At 65.3% G+C, this 16,752-nt stretch carries 12 protein-coding genes; 1 reads left to right on the top strand and 11 read right to left on the bottom strand.

Going from position 1 to position 16,752, the window contains the following annotated elements:
- Nucleotides 1–73 precede the first annotated feature (73 nt).
- The 10 genes from peaD to GPA25_RS09360 all read right to left on the bottom strand — a co-directional run bounded on the left by peaD (nucleotide 74) and on the right by GPA25_RS09360 (nucleotide 13,292).
- Complete coding sequence (gene peaD, locus GPA25_RS09315) at nucleotides 74–1,171, bottom strand: quinohemoprotein amine dehydrogenase subunit beta (RefSeq protein ID WP_169260097.1); 1,098 nt, start codon at nucleotides 1,169–1,171, stop codon at nucleotides 74–76.
- A gap of 3 nt (nucleotides 1,172–1,174) precedes the next feature.
- Nucleotides 1,175–1,495: a quinohemoprotein amine dehydrogenase subunit gamma gene (qhpC, locus tag GPA25_RS09320; RefSeq protein WP_169260098.1), complete on the bottom strand. Its 321-nt coding sequence runs from the start codon at nucleotides 1,493–1,495 to the stop codon at nucleotides 1,175–1,177.
- On the bottom strand, nucleotides 1,492–2,922 hold the full coding sequence (gene peaB, locus GPA25_RS09325; RefSeq protein ID WP_169260099.1) for a quinohemoprotein amine dehydrogenase maturation protein: 1,431 nt from the start codon (nucleotides 2,920–2,922) through the stop codon (nucleotides 1,492–1,494). The genes qhpC and peaB overlap by 4 nt, the downstream gene beginning before the upstream one ends.
- 12 nt (nucleotides 2,923–2,934) lie before the next feature.
- Nucleotides 2,935–4,539, bottom strand: a complete 1,605-nt coding sequence (peaA, locus tag GPA25_RS09330) for a quinohemoprotein amine dehydrogenase subunit alpha (RefSeq protein WP_169260100.1) — start codon at nucleotides 4,537–4,539, stop codon at nucleotides 2,935–2,937.
- Between the two features lie 67 nt (nucleotides 4,540–4,606).
- Nucleotides 4,607–6,109 (bottom strand): aldehyde dehydrogenase family protein, encoded by a 1,503-nt coding sequence (locus tag GPA25_RS09335; protein WP_169260101.1) that lies wholly within the window; start codon nucleotides 6,107–6,109, stop codon nucleotides 4,607–4,609.
- Nucleotides 6,110–6,170: 61 nt separating this feature from the next.
- Complete coding sequence (locus tag GPA25_RS09340; RefSeq protein WP_169260102.1) at nucleotides 6,171–6,644, bottom strand: tellurite resistance TerB family protein; 474 nt, start codon at nucleotides 6,642–6,644, stop codon at nucleotides 6,171–6,173.
- A gap of 26 nt (nucleotides 6,645–6,670) precedes the next feature.
- Nucleotides 6,671–7,648: a WD40/YVTN/BNR-like repeat-containing protein gene (locus tag GPA25_RS09345; protein WP_169260103.1), complete on the bottom strand. Its 978-nt coding sequence runs from the start codon at nucleotides 7,646–7,648 to the stop codon at nucleotides 6,671–6,673.
- Between the two features lie 10 nt (nucleotides 7,649–7,658).
- A complete protein-coding gene (locus tag GPA25_RS09350) occupies nucleotides 7,659–10,022 on the bottom strand; it encodes an efflux RND transporter permease subunit (protein ID WP_169260104.1) in 2,364 nt (787 codons plus the stop codon).
- Between the two features lie 60 nt (nucleotides 10,023–10,082).
- The gene (locus tag GPA25_RS09355; RefSeq protein ID WP_169260105.1) at nucleotides 10,083–11,885 is read right to left on the bottom strand and encodes a DUF1302 domain-containing protein; all 1,803 of its coding nucleotides are present in this window, start codon (nucleotides 11,883–11,885) and stop codon (nucleotides 10,083–10,085) included.
- Nucleotides 11,886–11,912: 27 nt separating this feature from the next.
- On the bottom strand, nucleotides 11,913–13,292 hold the full coding sequence (locus GPA25_RS09360) for a DUF1329 domain-containing protein (protein ID WP_169260106.1): 1,380 nt from the start codon (nucleotides 13,290–13,292) through the stop codon (nucleotides 11,913–11,915).
- 309 nt (nucleotides 13,293–13,601) lie between these two features.
- Between GPA25_RS09360 and GPA25_RS09365 the strand changes: the two genes are divergently transcribed.
- Nucleotides 13,602–14,636 carry a helix-turn-helix domain-containing protein gene (locus GPA25_RS09365; RefSeq protein ID WP_169260107.1) on the top strand — a complete coding sequence of 345 codons (1,035 nt, stop codon included), beginning with the start codon at nucleotides 13,602–13,604 and terminating at the stop codon, nucleotides 14,634–14,636.
- A 49-nt stretch (nucleotides 14,637–14,685) separates the two neighbouring features.
- Here GPA25_RS09365 and GPA25_RS09370 read toward each other — a convergent pair whose 3' ends face one another.
- Nucleotides 14,686–16,704: a methyl-accepting chemotaxis protein gene (locus tag GPA25_RS09370; RefSeq protein ID WP_169260108.1), complete on the bottom strand. Its 2,019-nt coding sequence runs from the start codon at nucleotides 16,702–16,704 to the stop codon at nucleotides 14,686–14,688.
- Nucleotides 16,705–16,752 lie beyond the last annotated feature (48 nt).

Raw genomic sequence — 16,752 nt, forward strand, 5'->3', positions numbered from 1 at the left:
GCGAGACTGAGACGTCCCAGCACATCACGATTCCGACTCGGCCACCGACGCTCATCGCCATCACCGTCAAAGCTCAGCGCTTCACAACCCGCAACCAGCCGATCGCCTGGTCCGCGCCGCCGGGCATCATGATCTCGCCCTTCTTCGCGAAGGTTTCCGCATCGTGAATCGCGATCTTGTCGAGCGCGCCGCCGAGATAGATCTCCTTGCCGTCGCCAGAGATGTTGATCGCGTAAAAGGTCTGCTCCAGCTCGACACGCTTGAGCAGCTTGCCGGTGTCTGTATCGACCTTCGACAACTGGTTCATCACCAGGAAGGCCTCGTTGCGCGCGGCCGGATTCACGACCGACGAGAAGATCGCCGTCTGGGCATTTTCGAACTCGACCGTCTTGAGCGTCTCGGCGTCCAGGTCGAACACCGCGATGCCCGCCTTGAAGGCCTCCGGCGAATCAGGCGGCACGTCGGTCTTCGCGACGTAGTATGGCGTGGAGAGCGCGCGGGCCTGCTCGAAGGTGCCCCACATCGCCAACACATCCGGCTCGCCGAGACCGGGGCGATCCCAGTGGCGGACCGGGAAGGTCTTCTCGAGCTTGCCGCTCTTCGTGTTGAAGAGATACATGTCCCACCCCAGCGCGATCAGGTGGTCCGGATTGCCGGTGGCCGCCATCAGGCTGATGCGGCGTGGCGCCGGGAAGGTCCGGCGCGGCTTCGCTTTGAGCCCGTCGGCGGTGTCGAACACCGCAATATAGGTGTCCTCGACCTTGTACTCCGAGCGCCCCAGCACGACCGGCGCCTGATGCACGTACAGCTCGCGGCCGTCCTCGCTGACCGCGACGGCGAAAAAGCCCTTGATGCGCCGCTCGGGACTCGAGAAATCCGCGCGGAACACCTGTTTGCCGCTGTCGAGCTCGATGCCGACGACGCTCTCCATGCGGTTCGTCAGCACGTAGGCGATCTTGCCGTCCTTCGGCACGACGATCGAACCGGGCACGCCGTCGCCGGGGATCGCGATCGAACGCACGACCTCGCGTTTGGCCGGATCGATGATGTGCAGACTGTTCGGCCGCGTGACCGTCAGCAGGTATTCGGCCGCGAAGGCCGAGGCCGAAGCCGCGGCGCAACACAGCGCCACCAGCGCCATTCGCGCCTTCTTCAGATGCAGCGTCCTCATGGCTCAGTCTCCCGGAAACAGCGTCTGCAGTTCGCGCCAGTCGCGCAACGCCGAGTTCTTGCCATCGGTCCAGTCGCGCGCGGTGTTCATGCTGTCGGCAAGCTGCGCCGGCCACCAGCAGGGGTCGGTGCAGCCGTACAGGTCTGCCTCCATCGGCTGGCACAGGCTCGCCAGGCCGCCGAAAGCGTCCACCTCCCAGCCGGGGTCGAACGTCGTCGTGCAGCCAACGACACTGCTCATCAGTTGCACTTCCTCGCGGTTGCCGTCGTGCGCCGCCTGTTCGAGCAGGTGCGCCTTGTGGTTCAGGGCTCGCAGTCGTTTCATTGCAGGGCACTCCTCTGTTCGATGGCGGCGTTGAAGAACGCCGGGTTGGCGAGCGCGATTTCGCCGAAGGCTTCGAGGCCGAATCCGGTCCACTCGCGGATCTGCTCGCAGTACTCGAAAGTCGGCAGGAAGGGGTCGCCGTAGCGGGAATAGGACTCGTGGTAACAGCCGCCGGCGCACAGGCTGCGCGCCGGGCAGGTCTGGCAGGCGGCGTGCGGGTTCTGCGCGGCGGTCATGAACTCGGACAGCGACGCGCGTTCGATGCCGGTCGTCACGTCGCCGAAGCCCGGCAAGTCCGAGCCGGTAAAGCGGTGGCACAGCGAGATCTTGCCGCCGGTCCCGACCGCCAGCAGGCCGACGCCGGCACCGCAGGGCAGCACCTTGCGGGTGCCCATCCACAAGTCGGTCATCAGCTGCTGCATGTTGCCAAAACCGTGGCGCTTGCCACGTTTGGCCTCGCTGACGTACTCGCGGCCGAGCGCCTTGAAAGCGGCGAAGACCGTGTCGAGTTCGTCCTTGCACAGCCCGACGGGCGAATCCGGCCCCGCCGTCGCGGGCGCGAAGCCGACCTCGAAGAAGCCCAGTTCATCGTGCAGGTGCTTGTAGATGCCCGCAACGTCGAGGTTGCCGGTGGCGAGCGTGACGCGTGCGCCGACCGGGCGCGACTTGTAGCGTTCGAGCAGACGCTTCACGCGCATCGCCACCGTCTTGTAGGTTCCCCCACCGGCAATCGTGCGGCGATGCCGGTCGTGCTGCGCCTGGTCGCCGTCGATGCTGATGGTGATGCCGAAGCGGTGCGCATCGAGGAAATCGATGATCTCGTCGGTGAGCAGCGTCGCATTCGTCGTCAGCGTGAAATCCACCTGCTTGTTCGCCGCAGCGGCTTGCTCCTCGGCGTACTCGACGAGATCGCGGATCACCGCGATGCGCGTCAACGGCTCGCCACCGAAGAACACCACGCCGACGCGCTCGTTTTCGCTCGCTTCGCTGAACAGCAGGTCGATCGAGCGCGTGCCGGTCTGGTAGTCCATCACCGACGAGTTCTTCGGCGAGGTCAGATCCTCGCGGTAGCAGTAGCTGCAACCGAGGTTGCAACCCGTGGTCAGCGTCAGCACCAGCGTCTTCAGCGGCGAACGCTCGACCAGCCGCGCGGGGATCTCGTAGTGCTTGGGCTGCGGTGCGACGATGCCCAGGTCGATGAAATCGCTTAGGCTGTCGCACAGCTCGCCCGGCGAATAACGGCCGTCGAATCGCGACTGGATGTCGTCGGGGCTGACCGCGGGAACGGATTCGAACAGCCCGAGCAGGTCGGCAGCAGCCGGGTCGAGCTCGAAGATCGAGGTCGTCGGCACGTGCAGCAGCACCTGCCGGCCGCCGCTGCGGATCGCGCGGTAGTTGTGGGGTTGGACCTGCAGTGTTGTAGTCATTATGTAATCTCCTCAGCGCAGCGGGGTCGGGTTCCAGCGCTGCACGGTCACGACCAGCTGGCCCTTGGCGTTCAGCGAGCGCCCGCCGTCCGCGACCGTCGCAACGACCGCCAGGTTGCCGACGTTATTGAGGCCGCGCCGCGCCGGGTTGGGGCCGGCGAAGGACGGCAGAAACTGGCCATGCGGCTCCATGTGGCCGGCGAATTTGAGGTCCTCGTCGTGCTTCGCGCGCTCGTTGAAAGGCTCGGTCGACCACGTCGCCGGCACGCTGCCGAGCCGGATGTCGTCGTCGGTGCCGGGTTTGCCGTCAGCACCGTCGAGGAAGGCGACCGCGTCGAACTGCGCGGTCATCGGCGGATTCGTGCCGCCGCCGACACGCGCGACGCCGAACGCGGGCTCGACGCGCACCGAGTCGATCTGCCGGTACACCGCCAGCGTCCGCTCCGACTCGCGCCCGCCGACCGACAGCTTGCGCACGCCCTGCGGCGCATCGCTGGCAACCTTCACGCGGACTTTCAGCTCTTCGGCGGACTTATCGAGCCATTCGACGACCTCGACGCCCGGCCCGAGATCGATCTTCGCATCGAGCCCCGCGCCTGCCAGCGTCAGCTCGACGGTCTCGCCAGCACGCAACATCTGCGGGTTCACCGACACCAGCGCGTTCTTCGTCGCCTTGTCCGCGCGCACCGCCTCGAAGCTCGCGCCGATTTCGTCGGCCCCCTTCAGGAACCAGCGCCCGCCGATGCGCGAGCCATCCTCGCTCAATGCGAAGATCGAGCGCGTATCCTCGTTGCCGATCTGCGCCGAGCCGCGCCATTCGTAGCCGGTGTAGATCACCGCATCGCCCTGGCCGCGCACCGTGTTGCCCGCGCCGAAACGCAGCTCGTAGCTGACCTCGTAGCGGTCCTTGCCCTTTGCTTTCGCCGTCATCGTCCCGGTATAGCGGCCCCAGCCCGGCCGTTCCCCTGCGACGACCCAACGCCCGGCGGCCGGACGGTGCTTCGCACGGCTCCAGTCGCGCCACGCGTCGGTGTTCTTCGGGTACAGCCCGGCGAGCTTCGCCGGCAGCTTGTCGCGGGCGATTTCCCACCAGTTGCGGTCGCGCCCCAGCGCCGAATACTCCGCGCTCGGGAACTGGCCGAGGTGGGTGTGCATCAGCTTGCGCCACTCGTTCTCGTCACGCCGCTGCAGCGCGACGCGGCCGTAGCTGTGGCAGCGCCCGCACATCTGCGCGAGCTCCTCGTCGGGCGGCGCATCCTGCATGTTCGGCCGCCGCTCGGTCAGGAAGCGGAACGGTGCACTTTCCGACGGCGCCAGCCCCTGCCGGTCCGCGAGGTACTTCACCACCGCGCGGCGCTCATCCGGCGTCAGCTCGACCTTGTGCCAGACGCCCATGCGCACCACGGTCATATCCCAGCCTTCAGGCGTCTTGCGGATCTCGGGGATGCGCGTGAGCTTGCCGTTTTCGAGGTGACAGCTGGCGCACTTCTTGTCGATCACGCGACGGCCATCCTCCTCCGCGTGCGCTGGCAGTACACCTGCAACGCCCAGGGCCAGCGCCATCGCGCCGGCGATGCGCAAAGGTCTGCGCATGCGATTCATTGTCTTAGCCTTCACATCAGTCTCCACTCTCCGGTGAGGAAATGCGCCGCCCCCTCAATTGCCACGAGGCGGCGCCCCGCACTCACAGCGCCATGATCACGGACTTGGATTCGGTGTACAGGTCGAGCACCGCGCGCCCCATCTCGCGACCGATGCCCGATTGCTTGAAGCCGCCGAACGGCATCGCGTTGTCGAGGATGTTGTGGCAGTTGACCCACACCGTGCCGGCCTGAATCTTCGGGATCAACCGATGCACGCGCGACAGGTCGTTCGACCAGATGCTCGCCGCGAGCCCGTATGGCGTATCGTTCGCACGGCGCGCGACTTCATCCAGATCGTCATACGGCATTGCGACGACGACCGGCCCGAAGATCTCCTCGCGCACGACCTTCATGTCGTCGCTCGTATCGACCAGCACCGTCGGCTTGACGAAGAAGCCGACACCCTCGCTCGCCGCTCCGCCGGTCGCGGCACGCGCGCCCTCGTTGAAGCCGCTCTGGATATAGCCGAGCACGCGCTTCTGCTGTGCCGCCGACACCAGCGGCCCGATCTGGGTCGTCGGGTCGATGCCGGCACCGAGCTTCATGCCGGCGGCGATGCCCGACAACCCCTCGACGACTTTGTCGAAGCGGCTCTTGTGCACGAAGAGGCGCGAGCCGGCGGTGCACACCTGCCCCTGGTTGAAGAAGATCGCCTGCGCCGCACCGGCGGCAGCCTGCGCGACGTCAGCGTCGTCGAGCACGATCACCGGGCTCTTGCCGCCGAGCTCCAGCGACACGCGCGTCATGTTGTCGAGTGCGGCCTTGCCGACGAGCTTGCCGATCTCGGTCGAGCCGGTGAAGGCGACCTTCTCGATGCCCTTGTGCGACGCCAGCGCCGCGCCGGCCGTGTGGCCGAGGCCGGTGACGACGTTCAGCACGCCCGCCGGATAGCCCGCCTCCAATGCCAGTTCGGCGAAGCGCAGCGCCGATAGCGGCGTCTCCTCGGCGGGCTTCAATACCATCGTGCAGCCGGTCGCGAGCGCCGGCGCCACCTTCCACGCCGCCATCAGCAGCGGGAAGTTCCACGGGATGATCGCGCCGACGACCCCGACCGGCTCGCGCCGTGTAAAGCCGAAGAACTCGCGGTCGCGGATGATCGGCACCGAGACGTCCATCGTCGAGCCTTCGATCTTGGTCGCCCAGCCCGCCATGTAGCGCAGGAAATCGACCACCAGCGCGACGTCGACGTGGCGCGCCATCGTCACCGGCTTGCCGTTGTCGAGCGACTCGATCTCCGCCAGTTCCTGCGCGTTCGCTTCGACCAGGTCGGCGAACTTCAGCAGCAGGCGCTCGCGGTCGACCGGGCGCATCTTCGGCCAGTCGCCGGATTCGAAGGCGCGGCGCGCGGCGGCGACCGCGCGGTCGATGTCCGCCGCACCGCCCGCCGGCACCGTGGCGAATTTCTCGCCATTGGCCGGATCGATCACCGCCAGCGTCTCGCCGCTCGCCGCCTCGACCCAGTCGGCGCCGATCAGCATGCGCCGGGGGCGCTCGAGAAAGCGGCGCGTGGCCTCGCTCAGCAGTTGTCCGTGGTAACGCTCCATGTATCTGTCTCCTCTGTCTTATGGTCTTTGTCGGTAAATGGTTTTCGGCCGGGCGTCCGTGCTATCCGCCGTCGCCCAGCAATCCCGCACGCGCCACCGCGGTCGCGCGCGCGGCGTCGGCCGCCTCCGGATCGATCTCCAGTTGCTGCGCGAGCCGCGACACGAGCCGGTCCTCGAGCCGCACGAGATCCCCGTCCGCGTAGGCAACCTCCCACAGCATCGTCAGCACCTCATGGCGCTCTGCCAGGTTGAAGCCCGCCCGCACCGCCTCGGCGAACTCCCAGTCGTCGAGCACTTCGGCGAAGCGCTCATCGGCCACGGCGACGAGCTGCTGCGCGGCCTCCTCGGGCAGCGCGAAGTGCTCGCGCAACAGCCGGCTGATCGCCGCGTGCTCACGCTCGCTGGTGCGGTGATCGATATACATCGCTTCCAGCAGCAGGGCCGCGACAGCGATGTGGCGACGCTCGAAGGGTCCGGTCTCGAGCCCTTCGGCCTGGATCTCGCCGGACAGCAGGGCCATCAGTTTCGTCAGCATGCAGGGGTCTCCCTTGTTGTCGTTTCTTATCGGGCAGGCGCCAGGCGCTCGACGCCGAGTTGACCGGCGACGACGACCGCTCCGGTCGGCGCCGCCATCACTGCGGCGAGGTTCTGCCGGTCGGGACGGATCTCCAGCTGCATCGGACCGTCGCCGTTGCCGCGCAATACCACGCCGCCGGCCCCGACGATGATCATCCCGCCATTGGGGAGTGCGATCGCGGAGGTCAGCGACTGCTCGGTGCCGGTCTCGCGCACCTGCCACGTATTGCCGCCATCGCGACTCGCGATCACCCTGCCGCTCATGCCCAGCAACACGACCTCCCCGTTACTGCGTTCGAGCCCGCTCCACAACGATCCCGAGACGCCGGTCGCGAGCTTCGTCCAATGCCCCCCGCGATCGGTCGAGCGGAACGCCACCCCGGTCTCGGCAGCGAGGAACAGCGCACCCTCGCGCGTCGCGAACACGTGGTTCAGATGCAGGTCCGCATCGTGTCCGCTGCCAACCGCCATCGGCGCCCAGTTGCGCCCGCCGTCCGCGGTGACGAAGGCCACGCCGTAGGCCCCGACGGCGTAGCCGCGCTGCGCGTCCGTGAAATGCACCGACAGCAGCACCGGCTTCTCGTCGAGTGTCGTCTGCAGCTGCCAATTCGCGCCGCCGTCGCTCGTCACAAGAATCACGCCGCCATGGCCCACCGCCCACCCGCGCTCGTCATCGACGAAATGCACCGCCGTCAGCAGCGCGCTCACGGGCACCTCCGCTTGCTGCCAGGTCTTGCCCTCGTCGGTGGAACGCACGATCGTGCCGTAATCGCCAACCGCGATCAGCGCATTGCCGGCGCGCGCGATGCCCGTCACCGGCACCTTCGCGGCGAGCCGAGCCTTCATCGCCGCCACGGCCGTCGTATTCCTTGCCGCATCGGCGGGCGCAGCAGCAAACGCGACCGCGCTCGCCGCCAGACACAGGCCGACGACCGTCCGTCCGATTTGCATGGTTTTTTTCATGACCATCTCCTCAATGCGCCATCAGTGGCGCGCGCACCGGGCCACGCCGCGGAATCAGCACGTCGAGCGTCACCGCCAGCGCCGGCAGCAGCGTGATCGCCATGATCATGTTCATCATGAACATGAAGGTCAGCAGCATCCCCATGTCGGCCTGGAACTTCAGCGCCGAGAACGACCAGGTCGCGACACCGATCGACAGCGTCACCGCGGTGAACACGGTGGCCACGCCGATCTCGCGCAGCGCCTGCTTGAATGCGGTGACGATGTCCTCGCCGTGCGCCAGATGCATCTGCAGCCGGTTGTAGATGTAGAACGCGTAATCGACGCCGATCCCCACCGCCAGCACCATCACCGGCAGCGTCGCGACCGTCAGGCCGATGTCGAGCTCCTTCATGAACCAGTAGCCGAGGAAGGTCGCGAGCGTCAGCGGTACGCAGCACGCCACCATCGCGCGCCAGTCGCGATACACCGCGAACACCAGCACGAGGATCGTCGCGTATACGTAGAGCATCATCGGCAGCTCGGAATGCTCGACGACCTCGTTGGTCGCCGCCTGCACGCCGGCGTTGCCGCTCGCAAGGCGCACGGTCACACCCGGGAAAGGCTGGGTCTCGCGGAAATGCTTCACCGCGGCGACCACTTCCTTGATCGTCGAGGCCTTGTGGTCGGCGAGATACAGATTCACCGGCAGCAGCGTGCAATCCGCGTTGAAGAGCCGCATCCCTTCCGGCACCTGGCGCACCGCCTCGCCGAGCGTCAGCTCCTCCTGCGGCAGCGCCGCCCACTTCGGATTGCCCTCGTTCACCCCGGACGCCGCGAGCTTCGTCATGCCAGGCAGCGACTGCGCCGACAGCACGCCCGGCACGTTCGCGAGATACCAGCTCAGGCGATCGAGATGGCTCATCACGTCGTGCCGGTAGCACCCGTCCGCGGGGGTCTCGACGACCACCGTCAGCATGTCCAGCCCCAGCGCATAGCGATCAACCACCGCCTCGACGTCCTGGTTGTAGCGCGAATCGTCATGCAACTCCGGCGCGCCCGGCAGCACATGGCCGACGTGACGCCCCTGGCTCTGCCACACCGCGATCGCCATCAGCGCCAGGCACACCAGCGTGCCGATCGCCGCGTTGCGCGGGTTCGCGATATGCACCCCCAGCGAAGCCATCATGCGGTTGCGCAGCGCCTCGACCTTGCTCGCGCGCACCACGAAGGCCTCGTCGAAGCGGAAGTAGCTCGCGACCACCGGCAGCATGATCAGGTTGGTAACGATCTTGTACGCCACGCCGACCGAGGCCGTGATCGCCAGCTCGCGGATCATCGGGATCGGCACCAGCACCAGCGTCGCGAAACCGACGAAGGCGGTGATCAGCGCGAGCGTCCCCGGCACCAGCAGCCCGGTGAAGCTGCGGCTCGCGGCGGTGTAGCCGTCCGCGCCGTTGATGACTTCCTTGGCGATGTAGTTCACCTGCTGGATGCCGTGCGACACGCCGATCGCGAACACCAGGAAGGGCACCAGGATCGCCAGCGGATCGAGCCCGAAACCCAGCAGCGTGATCGTGCCGAACTGCCACACCACCGACACCAGCGAGCACGCCAGCGGCAGGAAGGTCAGCAGCAGCGAACGCGTGTACCAATACACGGCGCCGGCGGTCAGCAGGAAAGCCAGCGCGAAGAACTCGATGACGCTCGTCGCGCCCTCCGAGATGTCGCCCATCTGCTTGGCGAAGCCGATGATGCGGATACGGATGTCGTCATCGCTGAACGCGTCGCGGATCTCGCGTTCGAGCCGCTGGCTGAACTCCGAATAGTCGAGCCGCTCGCCGGTCTGCGGATCGGGATCCGCAAGTTCCGCGACCACCATCGCCGACGTCGAATCGTTCGCGACCAGGCTGCCGATGAAGCCGCCGACGATCGTGCGCTCACGGATCGCCGTGATGTTCTCGGGCGTCAGCGCCTTCACCGTCACGTCGCCACCGATCACGTCCTCGGCCTTCATGCCCTCCTCGGTGATCTGCACCGCGCGGGTGTTCGGCGTCCATAGGGAGGTCACCGTGCGACGATCGACGCCCTTCATGAAGAACAGCGCCTGCGTGACGTCATACAGCCTGGTCAGCGCCTTCTCGTTCCAGATGTCGCCCTTCTTCGTTTCGACCGTGACGATGATGCGGTTCGCGCCGAACAGCACTTCGCGATACTGGTTGAAGGTCTGGATGTATTCGTGGTTCTGCGGCAACTGCTTGTCGAAGCCCGCGCTCATGTTCAGGCGCGACGCGAACAGCGCCATCACCGCCGTGAACCCGAGCAGCGCAAGCAGAATCAGCAGGCGGTGCCTGAAGCAGAATCGCTGCAGGCCAAGCACCAGTCTCTCTATCATTTTGGGTATCCGGTGAGCCGGCAGCGCGGGACGCAAACCCCGCGCTGCCGGCGCTTCTCGTCAGAACGAGTAGGAAACGCTGGCCGAAACGAAGTCCCGGTCACGCATCAGGTTGTTGGCGCCGCCGCCGTAGAAGGTCACCCACTGGATCGCCCCCTTCCACGCATCGCGATAATTCGCGAACAGCGACAGCGTCAGCGCCTTGCGGCCTTCGACGAAAGGCAGCCCGTTCGGCGTCGTGCCATCGACGTCGTGGTACCAGTCGACCTGCGGCGTCAGCGTTACACCGCTACCGCCGACGTTCGGGTAGTTCAGCGCCGCCTCCACCACATAACCCCACGACGTCTTGTCCGGCAGCGCGTAGTTCGGCAGGAAGTACGGCGTCACCCCGCTGGTATCCAAGCCCGGGTAATGCGCCACCGCCGCCTCGGCGAGAATGAAGCCGTCCGTCGCGCCCAGCGCCTTCGCGACACCGCCGAGCGGGTCGTTGTGCGAGAAAGTGTAGAAGCCGGTCAGGTGGAACTGGTACTTCTCCTCCTCGACGAAACCCGGATGACTGCCGTGCTCGTAGATGCTGAACTTGCTCGACGGTCCGCCGAAGATGTTGCCGAAGGGTACGGTCGGGTCGACGCCCACGCTGTCGTTCGGCCGGTACGACAACTCCGCCCCGACCGCGATGTTGGCGAGCTTGGTGTTCGCCGAAATCGCGTACAGGTCCTTGTCCTCGCCGTAGGCGATGAAGTAGCCGGTGACCGCACCGAGGTTGTTGCCGGTGAAACCGAGGAAGGGCAGCTTGTCGTGGTAGCGCTGGTACGTGAAGGCGAACTCGGTGTCGATCTCCTCCGCGTTGTAGCGGAAGTTCACGCCGTACTGGCCGTTGTTCTTCGGCTTGTTGGTACCCAGATAAGGCAGCGCCAGTCCGGCCGCGACGGCATCGGCGTCCGACAGCCCCGAATCGTCGCCGCAGCGCCCATTCGGCAAGCCGGCGCAGGCGCCCGGCCCGAAGAAGTCCTCGGCAATGCTCGTTGGCACGTAGGCCACGCGCCGCCCCTTGCCGAGCACATCGGCGGCCGAGAAGAACGTACCCGCCGGATCGAACTTGAAGCCGTTCCAGCCGAACTGGTAGTAGCCCTCGACACCGAGCTTCTCCGTCACCCCCAGCGACGCCGACAGCATCGGCGCAGGAATGAAGATCTCCTTCAACTGCGTGCCCGGCACGTGGAACTTCTGCAGGTCGATCGCGTTGATCTGGTTCACGCCGCCGATGATGAAGATGTCCTCGCCCCAGGAAATCACCTGGTTGCCGAACTTCACCTTGCCGCGCCGCTCGCCGACGGTGAACTCCTTGGCGATCCACGCGTCGAGCAGGGTCATCTCGCCCGAAGCCTCGTCCGCGACCGACGTGCGGCGCGTGTCGTCCGACTTCGAATCGACGAACCAGTTGAAGCGCGCAAGCGCACTCCAGCCGCCGGGGTACTTCAGCGACAGGTCGTGCGTGCCCTTCAGCACCGCCGAGACGATGTCCCCCTTCTTGTAGTTCAGGTTGCCATCGTCGAAGTTCGTGTAGTTGAAGTCGGCATTTGCATAACCGGCGCCGTTGGTCAGGTTGTACACCTGCGACAACTCGTTGTTCGTGCCGTTGTTGCAACCGCCGCTGTCATTGCCGACCGTCTTGCAACCCGCCGACTGCAGGCGGCTCATCACGCCGTAGGACACGGTACTGTCGAAACTGCCCGAGATCCCCTCCTCGGACCCGAAGCGGAACGCATGGCTCGCCGGCGACCAGCACGCCGCCGCAACCGCGACAGCCAGAATCGACGGCGCGAGCGCGCCCCGACGATGCGAAATCGTCCTTGTTTTCATCGAGATTCTCCCTTGAGTGGGCTGTGGTCAGCGCTCGCCGCGGCGGCGCATTTCGTCCTGGGTGAAGTTCGCTGCCGTCACGCGGCCGTCCTTGGCCGCAGTCAGGTCCAGCACTTCGCCCTCGGCGGTCCAGTTGTCGACGACGTAGCGGCGCGCGACCAGGTCGTACATCTGGGTCTCATACGCCATGCACGCCCCGACATCAGGCGCAGCCCACAAGCTGCCTTCCTGCACGCGCCACAGGTTGCCCTTGGCGTCGTACATATCCACCTGCAGCAATGCCCAGGAGTCTTCGTCGAAGTGGAACACGCGCTTCGCAAAGGAATGCCGCTTGTCCGCCTTCACCGTCGCCTCGACCACCCACACACGATGCGGCTCGTAGCGCATCAGGTCGCGATTGACATACTCGGGCCCGAGCATGTCCTTGAACTTCTGCTTCTTGTCGATCAGGCGGTAGGAGTTGTACGGCACGTACATCTCCTTTTTGCCCACCAGCTTGTAGTCGTAGCGGTCCAGCGCCCCGGTGAACATGTTGATCTGGTCGACGAAGTACAGGTTGTCGAAGCCCGCGATCGGGTTGTCGTAGGCGAAGGTCGGCGAGCGGCGCACGCGGCGCTGGCCCGGGAAATAGATCCACGCGTCCTGCGGCTTGTCGATGTAGGCGTGGATCAGGTAGCCCTCGCCGGCACGCGACGGCGGCGTCAGCACGTCATACAGCAGCTTCGACTCGACCCCGCCCACGTCCGCCGGCCCGGTGACCTTCGGATCGTTGAACGGGTACATCTCGTACGCCCACTGCTTGTTCTCGACGTAGCTGCCGTCCTTTTCCGGCATCAGCGCCGAAATCTGTGCACGCCGGCCCAGGCCCGTGTAGCGCAGCTTGTAGTTCCACATCGCCTCGGCGCCGCTCTTCGGAATCGGGAACGGCACGCCCGCCCCGAACACCTGCTCGAGCTGCCAGCCATCCGCCCCGAGCTTCGCGGCCGTCGCGTTTTTCTTCGTCTGCGTCGCCACGAAATCCGGCACCGGACAACTGCGCCGGCTCGGATACACATCCATGCGATAGCCCTTGTACGCCTTGATCAGCGCAAGCTGGCCGGCCGACAGCTTGTCCGCGTACTTGTCGACGTTTGCCGCGTCGATCGAATACAGCGGCTTGTCATCCTTGAAGGGGTCGAGACGCCCGGGTTTCCAGCCTGACGGCACTTGCGTCATGCCACCGCTCCAGGCCGGAATCGCGCCATCCTTGCTCGCCCCCGTCTCGGCCCCGATCGGCGTCAGGGTCTTGCCAAGATTTGCTGCCTCTGCCTCGCTTGCCGCCGCCTGCACCACCGTACAGCCAAGCATGGCGGCTACGGTAATGCAGATGAGGCCGAGGCGAGGCGATGTCCTTTTCGTTATCGTCATGGTTTGTCGTCTCCTCTTTTATGTGGTGTTGCCGTCGCGTCAGCTGAATATCGGGTTCCCGTTCCGTCGCGCCTCCACGCATCGAACCATCGATTGCCGGCGATTGTAGGAACGCTCTTCGGAAAGCCGTTATCCGAAATCGGCAAGCGGCTGCACGGCGCCGGATCGCAGCGAAGGTGCACCTTTTACGCTGCACCGCAACAACAAAGACCTCTGTTCCGGATCTCACTTTTGTATTAGTGTGTTAAAAATAAGAAAGACTCTAACCACAACAATCATCAGCACTTTCCGGTCAGGAGACAGTCGGAAATGAATGCTTCTTCCCTCGCAGCGAGCGGCGCCACCGCGCGCACCGTGGGCGATGACGCGTATTCGGTCGTACATCTGGACACACGGGATGCGGACGACCACGCGTCCTGCCTGCAGCACTGGAATCAGCGCTACGATCAGCTTTCGGCCGGAAGTTTTTCCGGACGCTTCGACGAATTCTGGTTCGGCAACGTCCAGGTATTTCGCGAACGTACCAATCAGGTCATCCATGAGATCGGCATGTCGTGGGAAGGCTCGCGCACCATCGGCGTACCGGTAGCCGTCGACGGCGCCGGCTGGTACTGCGGCGAACCCTGCACTCTTGATTCGGTCATCACGCTCAAGGGCGGCGACGAACTCGACTACCGCACCGCGCGCAGCCACGACATCGTCGCCGTCACCACCGACAGCCAGGCCTTCATCGACTACGCGCTACATGTCGAACACCGCGATATCGAAGCCGAAATCGGCAAGCAGCGGATCATCGCCACCACGTCGGAACAGGCAGCAACCCTGCGCGGCTTCCTGCTGACCGTGCTCGCCAGCCTCGAAGCCACACCGGAACTGCTACGCCACCCGCAGATGCGCAAAGGCCTGGAACAGGCGATCTACGGCAGCCTGATCGCCGCGATCGCCCCGCGCGAGGACACGCCGCGCGCCGCCACACCTTGCCGCACACGCCAGCTCATTGTCGATCGCGCACGCGAATACATGCGCAGCCACATCGATGAACCGATCACCGTCGCCGATCTATGCACGGAACTCGAAGTATCACGGCGCACGCTGCAATACAGCTTCCAGGACATTCTCAACCTGAACCCTGTCAGCTTCCTGCGTGCATTGCGGCTCAACGGCGTACGCCGCGAGCTGAAGAAGGCCGAGCCCGCCAGCCATCAGATCGCCGATATCGCCGCACGCTGGGGTTTCTGGCACCTGTCGCACTTCGCCGCCGATTACAAGGCGATGTTCGGCGAACTCCCGTCGGACACCCTGCGCCAGGAAACACGCTCGCATCCTGTCCCGCTCATAGTCTGAACACGTCACCGCGCCACGGCGCCGTCGCGCAGCCCTGCGGGCACCGGCTTCACATCACCTTGAAACGGCTCACGTCCTCCAGCAGGCTGTTGGCCAGCCCTTCAAGGTGATCCGCGGTGTGGTGACTGTCGCCCGCGATGGAGCTGTTTTCTTCCGCCATCCGCGCGATCGTTTCCACGTTGCGTGCGATCTCCGTCGAAGCGGCGCTCTGTTCGCGCAAGGCATCGGAAATCTCCGCGACGGTATGCACCACCCGACCCGCCTCTTCGCGAATGCTTGCCATCGCCTCGCCCGCCTGCTGCGCCCGCGCGACGCCGGCATTCACCTGCGTCACGCCACGATGCATGCTCTCCACCGCAACGCGCGCGCCGTGCTGGATCGATTGCACCATCTGCGCAATTTCCTGTGTCGAGTGCGTCGTGCGCTCCGCCAGCTTGCGCACCTCGTCGGCCACCACCGCGAAACCACGCCCCTGTTCGCCCGCTCGTGCCGCCTCGATCGCGGCATTCAGCGCCAGCAGGTTGGTTTGATCGGCGATCTCTTTGATCACGCCGACAATTGCCGAAATCTGTTCTGAACTGCGGCCCAGCTCTTCGATGGTGCGGGCGGACCCCGAAACCGACTCGGCTATCTCGCCGATATCCCGAACCACCGATTCGACGATCTCCCCGCCCTCGCTCGACAGCTTGCCCGAGACGCGCGCCAGATCGTTCGCGTTGGTTGCGTTACCCGCAATGTGATCGATGCCGACAGTCATCTGCTCGACCGCCGCGGCCATGCTCGACGCCGCCTCGCTTTGCCGCTGCGACGCCGTGTCGATCTGCTGCGCCGATGCAACCATGCCGCGCGCCGTATTGGCGACCTGTCCCGAATTGTTCTGGATACTCGAAATCAGACGGCACATCGCGACCGCCATGTCATTGAAGCTGCCTGCCACCAGACGCAACTCGTCGCGCGCCTTGAGCTCGATGTGGGTCGTCAGATCGCCCGCGGCAAAGCGATGACTGCCATCGGCGAGGCGACGCACGCTGCCCATGATCGACAGGTAGGCGCCAACCGACAGATACGCGATCAGCACCAGCACCACCAGCAGCACTGCAACGTTGAAGTGCAGGGTGCGCTCGGCCTTGGCAATCCGCTGATGCAGCAGTTCGTCGAGCGTCGGCAGCAGGATGTCATACATCTGCGCATAGCCCACGGTGATCGCCTCGGTCGCCATGCCGAAGTACGCGGTCGACAGGGTGCCGTGGAAATTGCCGCCGAGGATCTCGCTCACCACTTTCTGCACATCGCCCAGCTTGTCCTTCAGCGCCGCCAGCGTCGATTCGAGCCGCGGCTTCAAGTCGGGGCGCCGCGCCGCGATTTTGCCGATATTGATTTCCAGATCGCGCAGCGCCTCGTTCACGTCGCCCGACAGAACGCTGATATCAAGCCGCCCCGCATCCTCGATGCTGCCGCGTGCGAGCACCGCCGAGCCTTTCGCCCGCAGCTGCCCCATGCGCTCCAGCAGATACGGCATCCGGACCACCGCGGTGGACATCAGGTAATAGCTGTCCTGTTGCGGATCAAAGGTCAGCCCGTATTCGTCCGCCAGCGCAATCTGGAAATCCAGCAGACGCCCGATCATGTGCGTATGCGCCTTGATGTTCACCGCCTGGGCCCAACCGAGGCCTTCGCGCTTCAGCCGGGTCCATTCCGTCTGGATTGCATTCCACTCCCCCGCCGCCCGTGCCGACTCCGGCAGCGCCTTGTCGAGCGCCTCCACTGCGCGATCCACCTCCGCCTCCTTCGCCGCCCGCGCCGCAGCGATTGTCGACAGCCCGCTGAGTAGCGAGGCCGACATGCCGCGATGCTGCTGCATGAACTCGACGGTCCTGGACAATGGCCGCGACAGTTCCGACGCGACCAGTTCCCGACGTGTGCGGTCGATCGTCGCGTTGAGTTCGCTCGCCAGCGTGACCATGAGACTGGCGAAAGCGGCAAAAATGATGATCCCCAACAGACCGAACTTCACCGGGTAGGCGAAGCGGTTCATCAAGGCTTCAGCCGGCGTAAAAAGTGCTCGCACGGTTCGCTCCGGAAATTGAATTGACTTCCACCGATCGGGCCGCTGTGT

The organism is Aromatoleum diolicum, from assembly GCF_012910955.1.
Lineage (GTDB): Bacteria > Pseudomonadota > Gammaproteobacteria > Burkholderiales > Rhodocyclaceae > Aromatoleum > Aromatoleum diolicum.

Excerpts from the sequence above, each read along its gene's own strand:
- GPA25_RS09345 (WP_169260103.1), bottom strand. The coding sequence starts at position 7,648 with ATGAAAAAAACCATGCAAATCGGACGGACGGTCGTCGGCCTGTGTCTG.
- GPA25_RS09355 (WP_169260105.1), bottom strand. The coding sequence starts at position 11,885 with ATGAAAACAAGGACGATTTCGCATCGTCGGGGCGCGCTCGCGCCGTCG.
- peaD (WP_169260097.1), bottom strand. The coding sequence starts at position 1,171 with ATGAGGACGCTGCATCTGAAGAAGGCGCGAATGGCGCTGGTGGCGCTG.
- GPA25_RS09335 (WP_169260101.1), bottom strand. The coding sequence starts at position 6,109 with ATGGAGCGTTACCACGGACAACTGCTGAGCGAGGCCACGCGCCGCTTT.
- GPA25_RS09365 (WP_169260107.1), top strand. The coding sequence starts at position 13,602 with ATGAATGCTTCTTCCCTCGCAGCGAGCGGCGCCACCGCGCGCACCGTG.
- peaB (WP_169260099.1), bottom strand. The coding sequence starts at position 2,922 with ATGACTACAACACTGCAGGTCCAACCCCACAACTACCGCGCGATCCGC.
- GPA25_RS09340 (WP_169260102.1), bottom strand. The coding sequence starts at position 6,644 with ATGCTGACGAAACTGATGGCCCTGCTGTCCGGCGAGATCCAGGCCGAA.
- qhpC (WP_169260098.1), bottom strand. The coding sequence starts at position 1,495 with ATGAAACGACTGCGAGCCCTGAACCACAAGGCGCACCTGCTCGAACAG.
- GPA25_RS09360 (WP_169260106.1), bottom strand. The coding sequence starts at position 13,292 with ATGACGATAACGAAAAGGACATCGCCTCGCCTCGGCCTCATCTGCATT.
- GPA25_RS09350 (WP_169260104.1), bottom strand. The coding sequence starts at position 10,022 with ATGATAGAGAGACTGGTGCTTGGCCTGCAGCGATTCTGCTTCAGGCAC.